This is a genomic window from Streptomyces sp. NPDC037126 (assembly GCF_055605965.1).
This window is the reverse complement of sequence record NZ_JBVJTD010000005.1, coordinates 173,845-187,616: the sequence shown is the minus strand read 5'-3', so window position 1 is coordinate 187,616 and position 13,772 is coordinate 173,845. Positions and strand designations below refer to the sequence as shown.

12 protein-coding genes and 1 pseudogene are annotated in these 13,772 nt (G+C 71.3%); 4 read left to right on the top strand and 9 right to left on the bottom strand.

Annotation, left to right across the window (positions count from 1 at the left end; genetic code table 11):
- Positions 1 to 26: 26 nt before the first annotated feature.
- Together ACZ7FF_RS14815 and ACZ7FF_RS14810 are read right to left on the bottom strand one after the other, a co-directional pair.
- Positions 27 to 947 carry a hypothetical protein gene (locus ACZ7FF_RS14815; RefSeq protein ID WP_470812494.1) on the bottom strand — a complete coding sequence of 307 codons (921 nt, stop codon included), beginning with the start codon at positions 945 to 947 and terminating at the stop codon, positions 27 to 29.
- Between the two features lie 355 nt (positions 948 to 1,302).
- A pseudogene (locus tag ACZ7FF_RS14810) lies at positions 1,303 to 2,019 on the bottom strand (amidohydrolase family protein); the annotation flags it as partial.
- A gap of 145 nt (positions 2,020 to 2,164) precedes the next feature.
- Here ACZ7FF_RS14810 and ACZ7FF_RS14805 point away from each other — a divergent pair.
- Positions 2,165 to 2,929: an alpha/beta hydrolase gene (locus tag ACZ7FF_RS14805; protein ID WP_470812493.1), complete on the top strand. Its 765-nt coding sequence runs from the start codon at positions 2,165 to 2,167 to the stop codon at positions 2,927 to 2,929.
- 46 nt (positions 2,930 to 2,975) lie between these two features.
- On the opposite strand, the gene ACZ7FF_RS14800 is transcribed toward ACZ7FF_RS14805, so the two are convergent.
- Positions 2,976 to 3,926, bottom strand: a complete 951-nt coding sequence (locus tag ACZ7FF_RS14800; protein ID WP_470812492.1) for a LysR family transcriptional regulator — start codon at positions 3,924 to 3,926, stop codon at positions 2,976 to 2,978.
- A gap of 63 nt (positions 3,927 to 3,989) precedes the next feature.
- Here ACZ7FF_RS14800 and ACZ7FF_RS14795 point away from each other — a divergent pair, with 63 nt between their 5' ends.
- Together ACZ7FF_RS14795 and ACZ7FF_RS14790 are read left to right on the top strand one after the other, a co-directional pair.
- Positions 3,990 to 5,273 carry an MFS transporter gene (locus tag ACZ7FF_RS14795; protein ID WP_470812490.1) on the top strand — a complete coding sequence of 428 codons (1,284 nt, stop codon included), beginning with the start codon at positions 3,990 to 3,992 and terminating at the stop codon, positions 5,271 to 5,273.
- A 242-nt stretch (positions 5,274 to 5,515) separates the two neighbouring features.
- Entirely contained in the window at positions 5,516 to 6,529 is a 1,014-nt protein-coding gene (locus tag ACZ7FF_RS14790) for a sigma-70 family RNA polymerase sigma factor (protein WP_470812488.1), read from the top strand.
- Here ACZ7FF_RS14790 and ACZ7FF_RS14785 read toward each other — a convergent pair.
- Positions 6,413 to 6,799, bottom strand: coding sequence for an STAS domain-containing protein (locus ACZ7FF_RS14785; protein ID WP_470812486.1), 387 nt, complete (start codon positions 6,797 to 6,799; stop codon positions 6,413 to 6,415). The genes ACZ7FF_RS14790 and ACZ7FF_RS14785 overlap by 117 nt on opposite strands.
- A gap of 73 nt (positions 6,800 to 6,872) precedes the next feature.
- On the opposite strand from ACZ7FF_RS14785, the gene ACZ7FF_RS14780 reads away from it, so the two are divergent.
- Complete coding sequence (locus tag ACZ7FF_RS14780) at positions 6,873 to 7,793, top strand: AEC family transporter (protein ID WP_470812485.1); 921 nt, start codon at positions 6,873 to 6,875, stop codon at positions 7,791 to 7,793.
- Between the two features lie 76 nt (positions 7,794 to 7,869).
- Here the strand turns inward: ACZ7FF_RS14780 and ACZ7FF_RS14775 are convergent, their stop codons facing one another.
- The 5 genes from ACZ7FF_RS14775 to ACZ7FF_RS14755 form a co-directional block, all read right to left on the bottom strand.
- The gene (locus tag ACZ7FF_RS14775) at positions 7,870 to 9,153 is read right to left on the bottom strand and encodes a thymidine phosphorylase (RefSeq protein ID WP_470812483.1); all 1,284 of its coding nucleotides are present in this window, start codon (positions 9,151 to 9,153) and stop codon (positions 7,870 to 7,872) included.
- A 67-nt stretch (positions 9,154 to 9,220) separates the two neighbouring features.
- Positions 9,221 to 9,625 (bottom strand): cytidine deaminase, encoded by a 405-nt coding sequence (locus ACZ7FF_RS14770; protein ID WP_470812481.1) that lies wholly within the window; start codon positions 9,623 to 9,625, stop codon positions 9,221 to 9,223.
- Complete coding sequence (locus ACZ7FF_RS14765; RefSeq protein WP_470812479.1) at positions 9,622 to 10,884, bottom strand: ABC transporter permease; 1,263 nt, start codon at positions 10,882 to 10,884, stop codon at positions 9,622 to 9,624. The genes ACZ7FF_RS14770 and ACZ7FF_RS14765 overlap by 4 nt, the downstream gene beginning before the upstream one ends.
- Positions 10,884 to 12,005 carry an ABC transporter permease gene (locus ACZ7FF_RS14760; RefSeq protein WP_470812477.1) on the bottom strand — a complete coding sequence of 374 codons (1,122 nt, stop codon included), beginning with the start codon at positions 12,003 to 12,005 and terminating at the stop codon, positions 10,884 to 10,886. Before ACZ7FF_RS14760 ends, ACZ7FF_RS14765 begins: the two co-directional genes overlap by 1 nt.
- Positions 12,002 to 13,672, bottom strand: coding sequence for an ABC transporter ATP-binding protein (locus ACZ7FF_RS14755; RefSeq protein WP_470812764.1), 1,671 nt, complete (start codon positions 13,670 to 13,672; stop codon positions 12,002 to 12,004). The genes ACZ7FF_RS14760 and ACZ7FF_RS14755 overlap by 4 nt, the downstream gene beginning before the upstream one ends.
- Positions 13,673 to 13,772: the final 100 nt, after the last annotated feature.

The window sequence follows — 13,772 nt, the reverse complement described above, 5'->3', positions numbered from 1 at the left end:
CCCCTTCGTTTGAGTGGATGGTTTTGTCAGGCGGTCGCGAATCCTCGGCGGGAACCTCGGACGGTTCCGGCCTCGCGACGCTGACGGATCGTGGCCAGCAGGGAGGCAGCCTCATCGGACTGGCCAACCTCGGCGGGTTCGTTGGCGGCCGGCGCCACGCCAGCGCAGCGGCCACAGATGCCGGTCTTCTGGCCGCGCGGCAGGTAGCCGCCGCACTTGCCGCACTCCACGAGCTTTTCGACCACGACCGGGACGGGCGGCATCTTGCGGGTAAGGCGGTTCTCCAGGAGCTTGGCCGCGCTCTTGATGTCGGCCGGAAGGCCCTCGGTCAGCTCGTTGCGGAGCTGGAGTTCCGAGGCTCCACGGGCCAGCCACTCAGCGGCCAGAGGCGCCAGGCGGAGGACGTCAGTCGGCCGCAGGGCGAGCGCAGGCACGGCTGCACCGATGCGGTTGAGTACACCGGCAGCTCGGCCAGTCTTCTCGTCGCTCTGCGGAGCCTGGCCCCCCTCCCCTTCCGTGGCCGACTCCTCGGCCACCTCAGACGACTCGGGGGCAGGGGGGTTCTTTCCCTGGTTCTTTTCCCCGAAGGGGTTGAGCCCGGAGCGCCGCCCCTTCGGACGACCGGGCTTCGGCTCGTCGTCCTTCGGAGCCTCGGACTGCGGAACGTCGAAGACCTCGACAGCCGTCGACCAGTGGCCGCGCTCGTTCTGCACGCGGGTGCAGACGACGTAGCCAGCGGCCTGCAATTCCTTCATGGCGTTCGTGACGCGACGCTGGCCCTCGGCCACGTCGGCAGTCAGATCCTTCACGGTCTCGGCCGTGTGCTCAGGCTGCGAGAGAAGGAGGCCGAGGAGACCGCGAGCGGTCAGGCTCAGCGTGGAGTGCTGGAGGATGGCGTTCGGGACGATGGTGTACGCGGACGCATGCTTGGTACGGTTGACCTGCATCGAAGACTTGTCCTCTTCGGTGTCACGACACTGGAGCGTTGCCTAGACGCTGCTGGTGTCTCGGCCCTGGAAGCGTTGCCTAGACGCGACTGGGGCCACCTTTTTGGCGTTGTGGTTGAAGTTGTGGGTTGAAGCTGTGGCGACCGTACCATGATCGCCCGGCCTTCGGTCAACCCCCTACCACGCAACCTGACGCACGGATGTCGCTCTAGACCGTCGCGGGCGCCCCGCGCCCTCGGAAGGCCAGCACCGGCTTCCCGACTGCCAGCACAGAGCCAGCACCGCACCCCGTCAGACCGGGTTTCAACGGGTACGAACGAGCACGGTGGTGCTGGGTGTCAGATGGACCACGCACCCATTCTGACCTGTGGAAACATGAAAAAAGGCCCCCGAAGGGGCCATGATCGATGTTCTCGTGGTTGTTCTCGCGCTTGAGGTACTCGAACGCGTCCAGGTGCCGGGTGGGCGGATGGCCGGCCTCGGCTCCGGCGATGTCGAAGCCGACCACGCCCGAGTCCCGGTAGCGGTTGGCGAGTTCGGCGATCTCCAGGGAGCGCGCCGCGTGCCGCATGGCCGTCAGCAGGGCGCCGACCCGGATCCGGTGGCCGTTCTCCCGGGCCAGCCGCTCGCCCTGTCGGAACCCCTCGTTGACGGCCTCGACCACCTGCTCCAGGCCGAGCCCGTTCTCCAGGTGCTGCTCGGGCGCGTAGCGCACCTCGGCGTAGACGACCCCGTCCTCGGCGAGGTCCTCGGCGCACTCGCGGGCGACCCGGACCAGGGCGTCCCTGGTCTGCATCACGCCGACGGTGTGCCGGAAGGTCTCCAGGTACCGTTCCAGCGAGCCGGAGTCGGCCGCCTCGCGGAACCAGAGGCCCAGCTTGTCCGGGTCGGTCTCGGGAAGCTCCCCGTACCCGCTCGCGTGGGCGAGTTCGACGACGGTCCCCGGGCGGAGACCGCCGTCGAGATGATCGTGCAGCAGAACCTTGGGTGCCCGGCGGATCTGGTCCCCCGTCGGAACGTGCGCCGGGGCGTTCGCCGGGACGCCCCCGGTGGGTGCAGTCTGGCTCGTCATGGCCGCACTGTAACTCCTACGCGCGTAGAGAGCGCGGTGTTCGCGACCGGACACCGCCGCATGTTTTGCGTCGGCTTTCCGTCGATACGCAACGGTGACCGCACGTACGGGTTTGGTCCACCGCACCTTCTGACACTGTTCTGTCATGGGACAGCAAGCGACGCCGGTCCGAACGGCCGGGCTGGGAAGGGCAGTCGGCCCGGAGCCGACGGCGGTGAGCGGAGCGGTGCTGCTGCTCCCCGGCGGGGAGGAGGTCTCCGCCCGCAGGCCGTCCCCCGTCTGGGCGACGGCCTTCGTTCGTACCCTGGGCCGCCGGTTCGCCCGCGAGGGCCGGACCGAGGGGCTGGCCGTCCATGCCGTCCGCTACCGCTACCGGGGCTGGAACGGCAGCGAGGCGCATCTGGCCGCGGACGCGAGGTGGGCCGCCGACGAGATCGTACGGCGCTACGGCGACGTGCCCGTGTGCCTGGCCGGTGTCGGCATGGGCGGCCGGGCGGCGCTGCGGGCGGGCGGCCACGAGGCCGTCAACTCGGTGGTGTCGCTCGCCCCTTGGCTGCCCGAGGAGGACGTGGCGGCATCGCCCGAGCCGGTGAAGCAGCTGGTGGGGCGGCGGGTGCTGATCGTGCACGGCACGAACGACGAGCGCAGCGACCCCGAGCTCTCGTTCCGGCTGGCCGCCCGGGCGAAGAAGGTCAACCGTGAGGTGTGCCGGTTCGAAGTCCACTCGGACGGCCACGGGTTGCACGGCTACCGGGACGAAGTGATCTCGCTCGCCTCGGACTTCGTGATGGGCGCGCTGTTCGGGTACGCGGTCTCCCGCCCGGTCGAGGACGCGCTCGCGGCTCCCCCGCCGATCGGCCTGCGCATGCCGCTCGCGGCGGGCTTCGGCAGCTCGCTGCGGCGCGCCTAGGGGCGCGGCCCGGGGCGCCTAGGGGCGGCGGCCCCGGAAGAGGGCGTCAGGGAAGAAGGGTCCCCCTTCTCGACAGCAGGAACTTCTTGAAGGCGGCCACCGGTGGTGTGTCGAGGCGGTCGGCCGGCCAGGCGACGCCGATCTCCCGTACCGCCCTCGGGGCCGTGACCGTCAGTTCCACCACCCCCGGCCTGGGGACGGTCGGCGGAGGCAGCAGCGCGACGCCGAGACCCGTCGCCACCAGTCCCCGCAGCGTCTCCGCCTCCTCGCCCTCGAAGGCGATGCGCGGCGTGAAGCCGGCTTCGCGGCACAGGGCGTCGGTGATGCGCCGCAGGCCGTAGCCCGGCTCCAGGGTGACGAACGTTTCGTCGGCGGCTTCGGCGAGACGGATGCGGCGGCGGCCCGCCAGGGGGTGCTCGGCGGGCACGACCAGACGCAGTTTCTGCTCGTCGAGACGGCGCGCGACCAGGTCGGGGGCGTCCGGGACGGGTGACGTCAGGCAGAGGTCGAGCGCACCGGCGCGCAGTCCCTCCAGCATGGCCTCGCCGTGGTTCTGGACCAGGCTGAAGCGGATGCGGGGATGGTCCGCGCGGAAGGCGCCCAGCAGACCGGGCACGGTCTCGGCGCCCATGGTGTGCAGAAAGCCGAAGGCGACCTTGCCGGTGGCCGGGTCGGCGTCCGCGCGCACCTCCTCGGCGGCCCGCTCGACCTCGGCGAGGGCACGCTCGACGGAGGTGAGGAAGGTGTGCCCGGCCGTGGTGAGGGAGACGGTGCGGCCCCGGCGCGTGAACAGCTCCACGCCCAGGTCCTCCTCCAGGCGGGCCATCGCGCGCGACAGGGTGGACTGGGGGACGTTCATCTCCTGGGCGGCCCGGGTGACGTGCTCGGTACGGGCCACGCCGGCGAAGTACGCGAGGCGGGGCGCGAGCAACAGCGCCATGTCTTCTGTGTCACTGTACGGTGACAGGCGCGCCTGTGACCTCTGCTGATGCACCATGGGATCGATTATGCCGATTCCATGCATTGGACGGATGAGAGAGCCCGTACCTACGGTCGAAGCATGTCTCCCGCCAGTACTGAGGCGTCCGCCACCGTGGACGCCGTATCGCAAGCCCCCACCGGCTCCGCCTCCGACTCGCGCATGGCCCCGGGCGGTCCCGGCTACCGCCGGATGAGCCTCGCCCTGTTCCTCGCCGGAGTCGCCACCTTCGCCCTCCTCTACTCCACCCAGGCGCTGCTGCCCCTGATCTCCGGGGAGTTCGGCGTCGAGGCGAGCGAGGCGAGCTGGACCGTGGCGGCCGCGACCGGCGGACTGGCCCTGTTCGTGGTCCCGATGAGCGCCCTGTCGGAGCGCTTCGGCCGCCGCACCGTGATGACGGTCTCGCTGGCGGTCGCCGTGGCCGTCGGACTGCTGGTGCCCTTCGCCCCGTCCATCGGCGCGCTGGTCGCGCTGCGGGCGGTGCAGGGTGCCGCGCTGGCCGGTCTGCCGGCCTCGGCGCAGGCGTACCTGGCCGAGGAGGTCCGGCCGAAGGCACTGGTCACGGCGATCGGCCTGTTCGTCGCGGGCAACAGCGTCGGCGGCATGAGCGGCCGGGTGATCACCGGCTGGGTGGCCCAGGAGTGGGGCTGGCGGGTCTCGGTCGGTGTGATCGGCGTGGTCGCCGTCGGCTGCGCGGTGGCGTTCCGGCTGCTGCTTCCGGCCCCGAGGCACTTCACTCCGGGCTCGCTGCGGCCCCGCGTCCTGCTCGGCTCGGTCCGCGACCACCTCTCCGACCCGCTGCTGCGCCGCCTGTACGCGATCGGCGCGCTGTTCATGACCGTGTTCGGCGGTGTGTACACGGTGATCGGCTACCGGCTGACCGAGGCGCCGTTCGGGCTGCCGCAGGGTGTCGCGGGCTCGATCTTCCTCGTCTACCTGGTGGGCACGGTGTCCGCGTCCGTGGCGGGCCGCCTGGTGGGCCGGCTCGGCCGCCGGGGCGCGCTGTACCTGGCGGGCGGCACGACGACCGCGGGCCTGCTGCTCTCCCTGGCCGACTCGCTGCCGCTGGTCCTGGTGGGCCTGGTGCTGATCACCTCGGGCTTCTTCGCCGGGCACGCGGTCGCCTCCTCGGCGGTCAGCAAGACGGCCACGCACGGCCGCGCCCAGGCCTCGGCGCTCTACCAGTCCGCGTACTACATCGGCTCCAGCGTCGGCAGCACGGTCGGTGCGATGGCCTTCCACGCCGACGGCTGGGGCGGCACGGTGGGCGTCGGCGTCCTCGCGGTCCTCGGCGTCGTCACGATCACCGTCCTCGGCTCCCGGGCCGCCCGGGCGGCCGGACGGGAACCGGTCGCGGGGCACTGAGGGACCCGGTCGCGGGCACTGCGGGGTGCGGGCATGCGGGCCCGTACCCCGCAGTCGTGTGCGCCCGCGCGTGCGGGTCCGTGCGCGCGGATCCGTGCGGGCAGGCGGTTCGCGCGCGAAAGCAACCGGTCCCGGCCGGGCTTTTTCGTGCACCGGGGGCCGTTGTCAGTGGGCTGCGGTAGCTTCCGAAGTGCTGGAGCGCGAAGGCGCGCGAACGGGACGGCCACAGGGGTGGGTGGACGATGGGCGACAGCACGGCGACGGCGGATCTCGACGTCGCACTGGAGAAGCACCGTACCGAGCTGACCGGCTACTGCTACCGGATGCTCGGCTCCTCCTTCGAGGCGGAGGACGCGGTGCAGGACACACTGGTCCGCGCCTGGCGGAGCTACGACAGGTTCGAGGGCCGCTCCTCGCTGCGCTCGTGGCTCTACCGGATCGCGACGAACGTGTGCCTGGACATGCTGACGGCGGGGAACAGGCGGGCGAGGCCGATGGACCTGACGGAAGCGACCCCCCTCGCCCGGGCCGCCCTCTCCCCCCGCCCGGACCACACCTGGCTGGAGCCGATGCCGGACGCGCGCGTGCTGCCGACGGTCGAGGACCCGGCGGAGGCCGCGGTCGCCAAGGAGTCGATCCGCCTGGCCTTCATGGCGGCCCTGCAGCAACTGCCGCCCAAGCAGCGGGCCGTGCTGATCCTGCGCGAGGTGCTGGCCTGGCGGGCGAGCGAGGTCGCCGAGCTGCTCGACACCACGGTCGCCTCGGTCAACAGCGCGCTGCAGCGGGCGCGGGCCACGCTCGCCGAGCGCGCTCGGGCGGGCGACGGCGCCGCGGTGCCCGACCCGCTGGACGAGGAGCAGCAGAAGCTGCTCGACCGCTACGTCAAGGCCTTCGAGGGCTACGACATGACGGCACTGACGGCGCTGCTGCACGAGGACGCCGTCATGACGATGCCGCCGTTCGACCTGTGGCTGCGCGGCTCGGGCGACATCACCGGCTTCATGACCACCCTCGGCGCCTCCTGCGCCGGCTCCCGGCTGCTGCCCCTCCGGGCCAACGGCCTGCCCGGCTTCGCGCACTACAAGCCGGACCCGGAGAAGGGCGGCTTCAGCCCGTGGGCGGTGCAGGTGCTGGAGCTGTCAGACGGCCGGATCACCGGTTTCCACTGCTTCCTCGACACCCAGCGCTGGTTCCCGCTCTTCGGGCTGCCCCTCCACCTGGAAGCGGAGTCCGACGAGGGCGAGCAGGGCGCCTAGCGCGGGATCCGGGTCGCGCAGACTGATCCGCCCGCCGGCCCGGCGGGCGGTGAGTTCGAGGCGTGCCAGCAGGTCCACGACCGCCAGCCCCGGCGGCCCGAGCCCGCCGACGTCGCACACCACGACCCCGCCCCCGCAGGTCTCCAGCAGCGCCCGCACCCGCGCGCACAGCCCTGCCACCTCCTCGCGCCCGACGGGGCCGGCCAACACGAGCACGGCGGGCTTCTCGGCATTCACGTTCGGTAGACCCACGGGACGGACCGAACTCATCGCGGCCCACGCGCACTCCTGCCGTCGAAGATCACATTGACCTGCTCCCCGTGTCCCACGGAGGGTGGGTGCCGTGCAGGGGGTGCTGAGCGGGTTCGCGGTGATCGCGGTCGTCATCGGGGTGGGCTATGTGCTCGGCCGGCGCGGCACGCTCGGGGCACAGGGGGTCGAGGTGCTGACGCGGCTGGCCTTCACGGTGGCCGGCCCCGCGCTGCTCTTCACCACTCTGGCCAGGGCCGACCTGTCGGTGCTGTTCTCCAGCCGGCTGCTGGTGACGGCGCTGAGCACGGCCGCGGTCTCCGGAGTCTTCGTGACGGCCGGAGCGCTGGGCCGCTGGGGTGTGGGCCGTACGACGATCGGCGCGCTGTGCTCCGGGTACGTCAACTCGGGCAACCTCGGCATCCCGATCGCGGCGTACGTACTGGGCGACGCGTCCCTGGTCGCCCCGGTGCTGCTCTTCCAGGTCGTCCTGGTCACCCCCGTCGCGCTCACCGTGCTCGACCTCTCCGGCATGGGCGACAAGGGCCCGGTGTGGCTGCGCCTGCTGACCCCGCTGCGCAACCCCATAGCCGTCGGTTCGCTGTCCGGGGTCGTCGTGTCGGCGGCGGGCTGGAAGGTGCCGGGGCCGGTGCTCGACCCGCTCACCCTGATCGGCAACATGTCCGTCCCGGCGGCCCTGCTGGCCTTCGGCATGTCCCTGCACGGCAGCACGGCCCCCGGGCGGGGCCGGGACCGCGGTCCGGTCCTGCTGTCCGTGGCGCTGAAGTCGGTGGGCCAGCCGCTGGTGGCCTGGGCCCTGGCCACGGCCGTCTTCGGCCTGCACGGCGCGCCGCTGCTGGACGTCGTGGTGACCTCCGCCCTGCCGGCCGCCCAGAACCTCTTCACCTACGCCCACCGCTACCACGTCGCCGAGTCCCTGGCCCGCGAGTCGATCCTGCTCTCGACGATCGTCTCGGTACCGGTCCTGGTGGGGGTGGCGACGGCGCTGGGCTGAGGCGGGCCGCCGGACATGCCGAACGGGACCGGCGCGGGTGCGCCGGTCCCGTTCACACGCAGCGGGAGACCGCAGGTCAGGCGATGCGCTCCAGCACGACGGGGGACGCCGTGAAGTCGGTGCCGGGTGCCGCGACGTCGTACGAGCCCTGCACCGCCTGCAGCGCGTAGTCGAAGCGCTCGGGGGTGTCGGTGTGCAGGGTCAGCAGGGGCTGGCCCTCGGTCACCGTGTCGCCCGGCTTGGCGTGCAGCTCGACGCCCGCCGCCGCCTGCACCGGGTCCTCCTTGCGGGCGCGGCCGGCGCCCAGGCGCCAGGCGGCGATGCCGATGTCGTAGGCGTCGAGGCGGGTGAGGACACCGCTGGACGGGGCCTTGACGACGTGCTGCTCCTTGGACGTGGGCAGCTCGGCGTCCGGGTCGCCGCCCTGGGCCGCGATCATGCGGCGCCAGACGTCCATCGCGGAGCCGTCGGCGAGCGCCTTCGCGGGGTCGGCGTCCTTGATGCCGGCCGCGTCGAGCATCTCGCGGGCCAGGGCGACCGTCAGCTCGACCACGTCCGCGGGACCGCCGCCCGCCAGGACCTCCACCGACTCGCGGACCTCGAGGGCGTTGCCCGCCGTGAGGCCCAGCGGGGTGGACATGTCCGTCAGGAGCGCGACCGTCTTCACGCCGTGGTCCGTGCCCAGGCCGACCATCGTCGAGGCCAGCTCGCGCGCGTCCTCGATCGTCTTCATGAAGGCGCCCGTACCCACCTTCACGTCCAGCACCAGGGAGCCGGTGCCCTCGGCGATCTTCTTCGACATGATCGAGGACGCGATCAGCGGGATCGCCTCGACCGTGCCGGTCACGTCGCGCAGGGCGTACAGCTTCTTGTCCGCCGGGGCCAGGCCGTCGCCGGCCGCGCAGATCACCGCGCCGGTCGTGTCGAGGACGTGCAGCATCTCCTCGTTGGAGAGCAGGGCGCGCCAGCCGGGGATCGACTCCAGCTTGTCCAGGGTGCCGCCGGTGTGGCCGAGGCCACGGCCGGAGAGCTGCGGGACCGCCGCGCCGCAGGCCGCGACCAGGGGGGCCAGCGGCAGCGTGATCTTGTCGCCGACGCCGCCGGTGGAGTGCTTGTCGGCCGTCGGGCGGGACAGGCTGGAGAAGTCCATGCGCTCGCCGGAGGCGATCATGGCGGCCGTCCAGCGGGCGATCTCGCCGCGGTTCATGCCGTTGAGCAGGATCGCCATGTTGAGGGCGGCCATCTGGTAGTCGGCGACCTCGCCGCGGGTGTACGCGTCGATGACCCAGTCGATCTGCTCGTCGGTCAGCTCGCCGCGGTCCCGCTTGGTGCGGATGACGGAGATGGCGTCCATGGCCATGGCTTTCCTTCCGGAAGGTGCGAAGGTGTACGGCCCTCCTGAGCGGATCAGGAGGGCCGTACGGGAGTTACTTGGTGAGATGGTCCGGGCCGAAGGCCTGGGGGAGCATCCCGGAGAGCGGGACCACGCCCGCGGGTGTGTCGAGCAGCAGCTCGGGACCGCCGAACTCGTAGAGCAATTGGCGGCAGCGGCCGCAGGGCACCAGCAGGGCGCCCGTGCCGTCCACGCAGGTGAAGTGCGTCAGGCGGCCGCCGCCCGTGCGCTGCAGCTGCGAGACCAGCCCGCACTCGGCGCACAGGCCGAGTCCGTAGGAGGCGTTCTCGACGTTGCAGCCGGTGACGGTGCGGCCGTCGTCGACCAGGGCCGCCGCGCCGACGGGGTAGCCCGAGTAGGGGGCGTAGGCGTGGGACATGGCCTCCCGCGCCTCGGCGCGCAGCGCCTCCCAGTCGAAAGCGGCGGCTTCCTGAGTCACTTGCCCTGGCCCTTCCGGTACGGCAGACCGTCCGCCTTCGGCATCCGCAGCTTCTGCGCGGACAGCGACAGCACGAGCAGCGTGACGAGGTACGGGGTCGCCGTCACCAGCTGGCGCGGCACCTCGTTGGTGGACGTGTACCAGAGGAACATCAGGGCCGCGATCACGGCCGTGATGAGGGCCGGGACGTACTTCTTGCGCCACGCCTGGTAGGCGGCGCCGAAGACCAGCAGAATCGCCAGCAGCAGGATCAGGGCGTGGACGTTCACCGTGCCGCCGCGCAGGTTCAGGCTGTCGGTGTAGCCGAACAGGCCCGCGCCGAGGGCGAGGCCGCCCGGCATCCAGTTGCCGAAGATCATCGCGGCGAGACCGATGTAACCGCGGCCGGCCGTCTGGCCGTCGAGGTACACGTTCGAGGCCACGATGGACAGGAAGGCACCGCCGAGGCCGGCGAAGCCACCGGAGATGATCACCGCGAGGTACTTGTACTTGTACACGTTCACGCCGAGGGACTCGGCCGCGACCGGGTTCTCACCGCAGGAGCGCAGACGCAGACCGAAGGAGGTCCGCCACAGCACCCACCAGGTCAGCGGGACCAGGGCGACCGCGACCACGGTCAGCGGCGACAGGTCGGTGACGAGGCCGCCGAGCAGGCCGGCGATGTCGGAGACCAGGAACCAGTGTTTCTCGTTGAGCGTGTTCAGCCAGTCCGACAGCCCTGGGATGCTGAACTGCCCGAGGGAGTCGATCGGCGGGGACTGCTTGGTGGAGCCCTGCGGGGCGTTGGCGAAGGTGAACTTCGACAGGTAGCGGGTGACACCGAGGGCCAGGATGTTCAGCGCCACACCGGAGACGATGTGGTTGACGTTGAAGGTCACGGTGGCGATGGCGTGCAGGACCGCTCCGAGCGCGCCGCCGACGATGCCGAAGACGACACCGGTCCACGGACCCCACTGGTAGCCGGCCCAGGCGCCGAACCAGGTGCCGAGGATCATCATGCCCTCGAGGCCGATGTTGACGACGCCCGCGCGCTCGGCCCACAGGCCGCCGAGGCCCGCGAGGCCGATCGGCACGGCGAGCTGGAGCGCGGTGGACATCTGGCCGACCGAGGTGATGCCGTCCGCGCCGGTGATCAGGCGGACGGCCGAGGTCAGCACCAGCACGCCCGCGATGACGAGCAGGAGTACCGGCAGGGACATGCGGCGGCCGCCCTTGCCGGGCTGCTTCGCCTGCGGCTTGGCGATGGTCGCGGTGGACATCAGGCAGCCACCTCCTTGTTGGCGTTCTGGGCGGCGGCCGCGGCCAGCTCGGCGCCGACCCGGCGCTGCTGGCGGCGCAGGGCCCACTGCTGCACGGCCGCGTACGAGATGACGACCGCGAAGACGATCAGGCCCTGCATGATCGTGGCGATTTCCTTGTCGTACGCCACCGGGGTCGCGTAGTCGAGGGCGGGCGAGGCCTTGTCGAGGAAGGCCCACAGCAGGGCGGCGAGGGCGATGCCGCCGGGGTTGTTGCGGCCGAGCAGGGCGATGCCGATGGCGGTGAAGCCGAGGCCCGCGGGGAAGCTCAGGCTGTAGGTGTGCGTGTCACCGAGCAGCAGCGGCAGGCCGGACAGGCCCGCGACGGCGCCGGAGATCAGCATCGAGGTCAGCACCATGCGCTTGGCGTCGACACCGGAGGCGGCGGCGGCCGTCTCGGAGGCGCCGGTGGCGCGCAGGTCGAAGCCGAAGCGGGTGCGGTTGAGGACCACCCAGTAGGCGATGCCGAGCACGACGGCGAGGAAGGTCATGCCGTAGATCGAGCCGACGTCGGAGCCGAGGTCGATGCCGGGGAACCAGCCCGAGCTCTTCATGACGCCGGTCGTCACGTTGTCGCCGACCTGCACGCCCCACACGTCGGTGAGGGTGACGTAGCCGATGACGGCGGTGGCGATCGAGTTCAGCATGATCGTCGCGACGACCTCGCTGACGCCACGGGTGACCTTCAGGACACCCGCGATGCCGGCCCAGAAGGCGCCGGTGCACATCGCCGTCAGCAGCAGCACCGGGATCTGCAGGAAGCTCGGCAGGGCCAGGTGCGCGCCGACCACGGCGGTCATCACCGCGGCGAGGCGGTACTGGCCGTCCACACCGATGTTGAACAGGTTCATGCGGAAGCCGAGCGCGACCGCGATGGCGGCGATGTAGTACATCCCCGCCTGGTTGATGATCAGCACCTGGATGTCCGAGTACGGCAGCTGCTGCAGCATCAGGACGTAGGGCTGGATCGGGTTCTTGCCCGAGGCGAGCAGGACCACCGAGGTCAGCACGATCGCCAGGACGAGCGCGATGACCGGGCCGGCCAGCGCGACGAGCACCCGCTCCTTGTCGAACTTCTTCATCGGGCCTCGTCCTCCGGACCGGCGTTGTCGTCGCCCTCGGGCGTGGTGTCTTCGTGCTCCAGGTGTCCGGACGCGGCACCCGTCATGGCGGAGCCCAGCTCCTCCGGGGTGATGGTGGCCGGATCGGCGTCGGCGACCAGCTTGCCGTCGAAGATGACGCGCAGGGTGTCCGACAGACCGATCAGCTCGTCCAGGTCGGCGGAGATCAGCAGCACGGCCAGGCCCTCGCGCCGGGCCTCACGGATGCGGTCCCAGATCTGGGCCTGGGCGCCGACGTCCACGCCACGGGTGGGGTGGGCGGCGATCAGGAACTTGGGGTCGTGGCTCATCTCGCGGCCGACGATCAGCTTCTGCTGGTTGCCGCCGGACAGGGAGGCCGCGGTGACGTCGATGCCCGGGGTGCGGACGTCGTACTCCTCGACGATCCGGCGGGTGTCCTCCTGGGCGCCCTTGGGGTTCAGCCAGAAGCCCTTGGCGTTGGGCTTCTCGGTGACGTGCCCGAGGATGCGGTTCTCCCACAGCGGGGACTCCAGCAGCAGGCCCTGCCGATGGCGGTCCTCGGGGATGTAGCCGACCCCGGACTCGCGGCGCTTGCGGGTGGGCCAGGGGGTGATGTCCTCGCCGAGGAAGACGACCCGGCCGGAGTCGGCGTGCTTGGTGCCGATCAGCGCGTCGATCAGCTCCGTCTGGCCGTTGCCCTCGACGCCGGCGATGCCCATGACCTCGCCCGCGTGGATGGTGAAGGAGACGTCGTCGAGCACGCGCTTGGCGCCGTCGTCGGGCGCGAACTCGGTGAGGCCCTCTCCGGCCGGCTCGGCCTCCGTGCCGAGGGAGGCTCCCGCCGCGTAGACGGTGAGGTTCCTGACCTCCAGCACGGCCCGGTCGGTGACGGTGGACTCGCCGGTCTCCGGGGTGGGCAGCTCGCTGCCGACCATCAGCTCGGCGAGCTGGCGCGGCGTCGTCTCGGAGGGGACCGCGGTCCCGACGGTCGTACCGCGCCGGATGACGGTGATGTCGTCGGCGACGGACAGCACCTCGCCCAGCTTGTGGGAGATGAAGATGACGGACAGGCCCTCGGACTTCAGCTCGCGCAGGTTGTCGAACAGCGCGTCGACCTCCTGCGGGACGAGTACCGCGGTCGGCTCGTCGAGGATCAGGGTGCGCGCACCGCGGAAGAGGACCTTGAGGATCTCCACGCGCTGGCGGTCGGCCACGCCCAGGTCCTCGACCAGGGCGTCCGGGCGGACCCCGAGGCCGTAGCGGTCGGAGATCTCCTTGATCTTCCGGCGGGCGCCGCCACCGATGCCGTGCAGCTTCTCGCTGCCGAGCACCACGTTCTCCAGCACGGTCAGGTTGTCCGCCAGCATGAAGTGCTGGTGGACCATGCCGATGCCGCGGGTGATGGCGTCGGCCGGGCTGGAGAAGCTCACCTGCTCGCCGTCGACCGTGATCGTGCCCTCGTCCGGCTTCTGCATGCCGTAGAGGATCTTCATCAGGGTCGACTTGCCGGCTCCGTTCTCGCCGACGAGGGCGTGGACGGTGCCCTTGCGGACCGTCAGGTGGATGTCGTGGTTGGCCACCACACCCGGGAATCTCTTGGTGATGCCCGCGAGCTCTACCGCGGATGTCGACTGAGCGGTGAGCGGAGGGCTGCTGGACGCGTCGATGGCGCACTCTCCTGTGAGAAAGGGGCCACTCTACGCGCGTAGCGCCCCTGCTTTAAATAGTGCCCGGATCCGATCAACCTCGAAGAAGGTCCGATCCGTT

Excerpts from the sequence above, each read along its gene's own strand:
- ACZ7FF_RS14800 (WP_470812492.1), bottom strand. The coding sequence starts at position 3,926 with ATGGTGCATCAGCAGAGGTCACAGGCGCGCCTGTCACCGTACAGTGAC.
- ACZ7FF_RS14785 (WP_470812486.1), bottom strand. The coding sequence starts at position 6,799 with ATGAGTTCGGTCCGTCCCGTGGGTCTACCGAACGTGAATGCCGAGAAG.
- ACZ7FF_RS14795 (WP_470812490.1), top strand. The coding sequence starts at position 3,990 with ATGTCTCCCGCCAGTACTGAGGCGTCCGCCACCGTGGACGCCGTATCG.
- ACZ7FF_RS14775 (WP_470812483.1), bottom strand. The coding sequence starts at position 9,153 with ATGGCCATGGACGCCATCTCCGTCATCCGCACCAAGCGGGACCGCGGC.
- ACZ7FF_RS14765 (WP_470812479.1), bottom strand. The coding sequence starts at position 10,884 with ATGTCCACCGCGACCATCGCCAAGCCGCAGGCGAAGCAGCCCGGCAAG.
- ACZ7FF_RS14815 (WP_470812494.1), bottom strand. The coding sequence starts at position 947 with ATGCAGGTCAACCGTACCAAGCATGCGTCCGCGTACACCATCGTCCCG.
- ACZ7FF_RS14790 (WP_470812488.1), top strand. The coding sequence starts at position 5,516 with ATGGGCGACAGCACGGCGACGGCGGATCTCGACGTCGCACTGGAGAAG.
- ACZ7FF_RS14760 (WP_470812477.1), bottom strand. The coding sequence starts at position 12,005 with ATGAAGAAGTTCGACAAGGAGCGGGTGCTCGTCGCGCTGGCCGGCCCG.
- ACZ7FF_RS14805 (WP_470812493.1), top strand. The coding sequence starts at position 2,165 with ATGGGACAGCAAGCGACGCCGGTCCGAACGGCCGGGCTGGGAAGGGCA.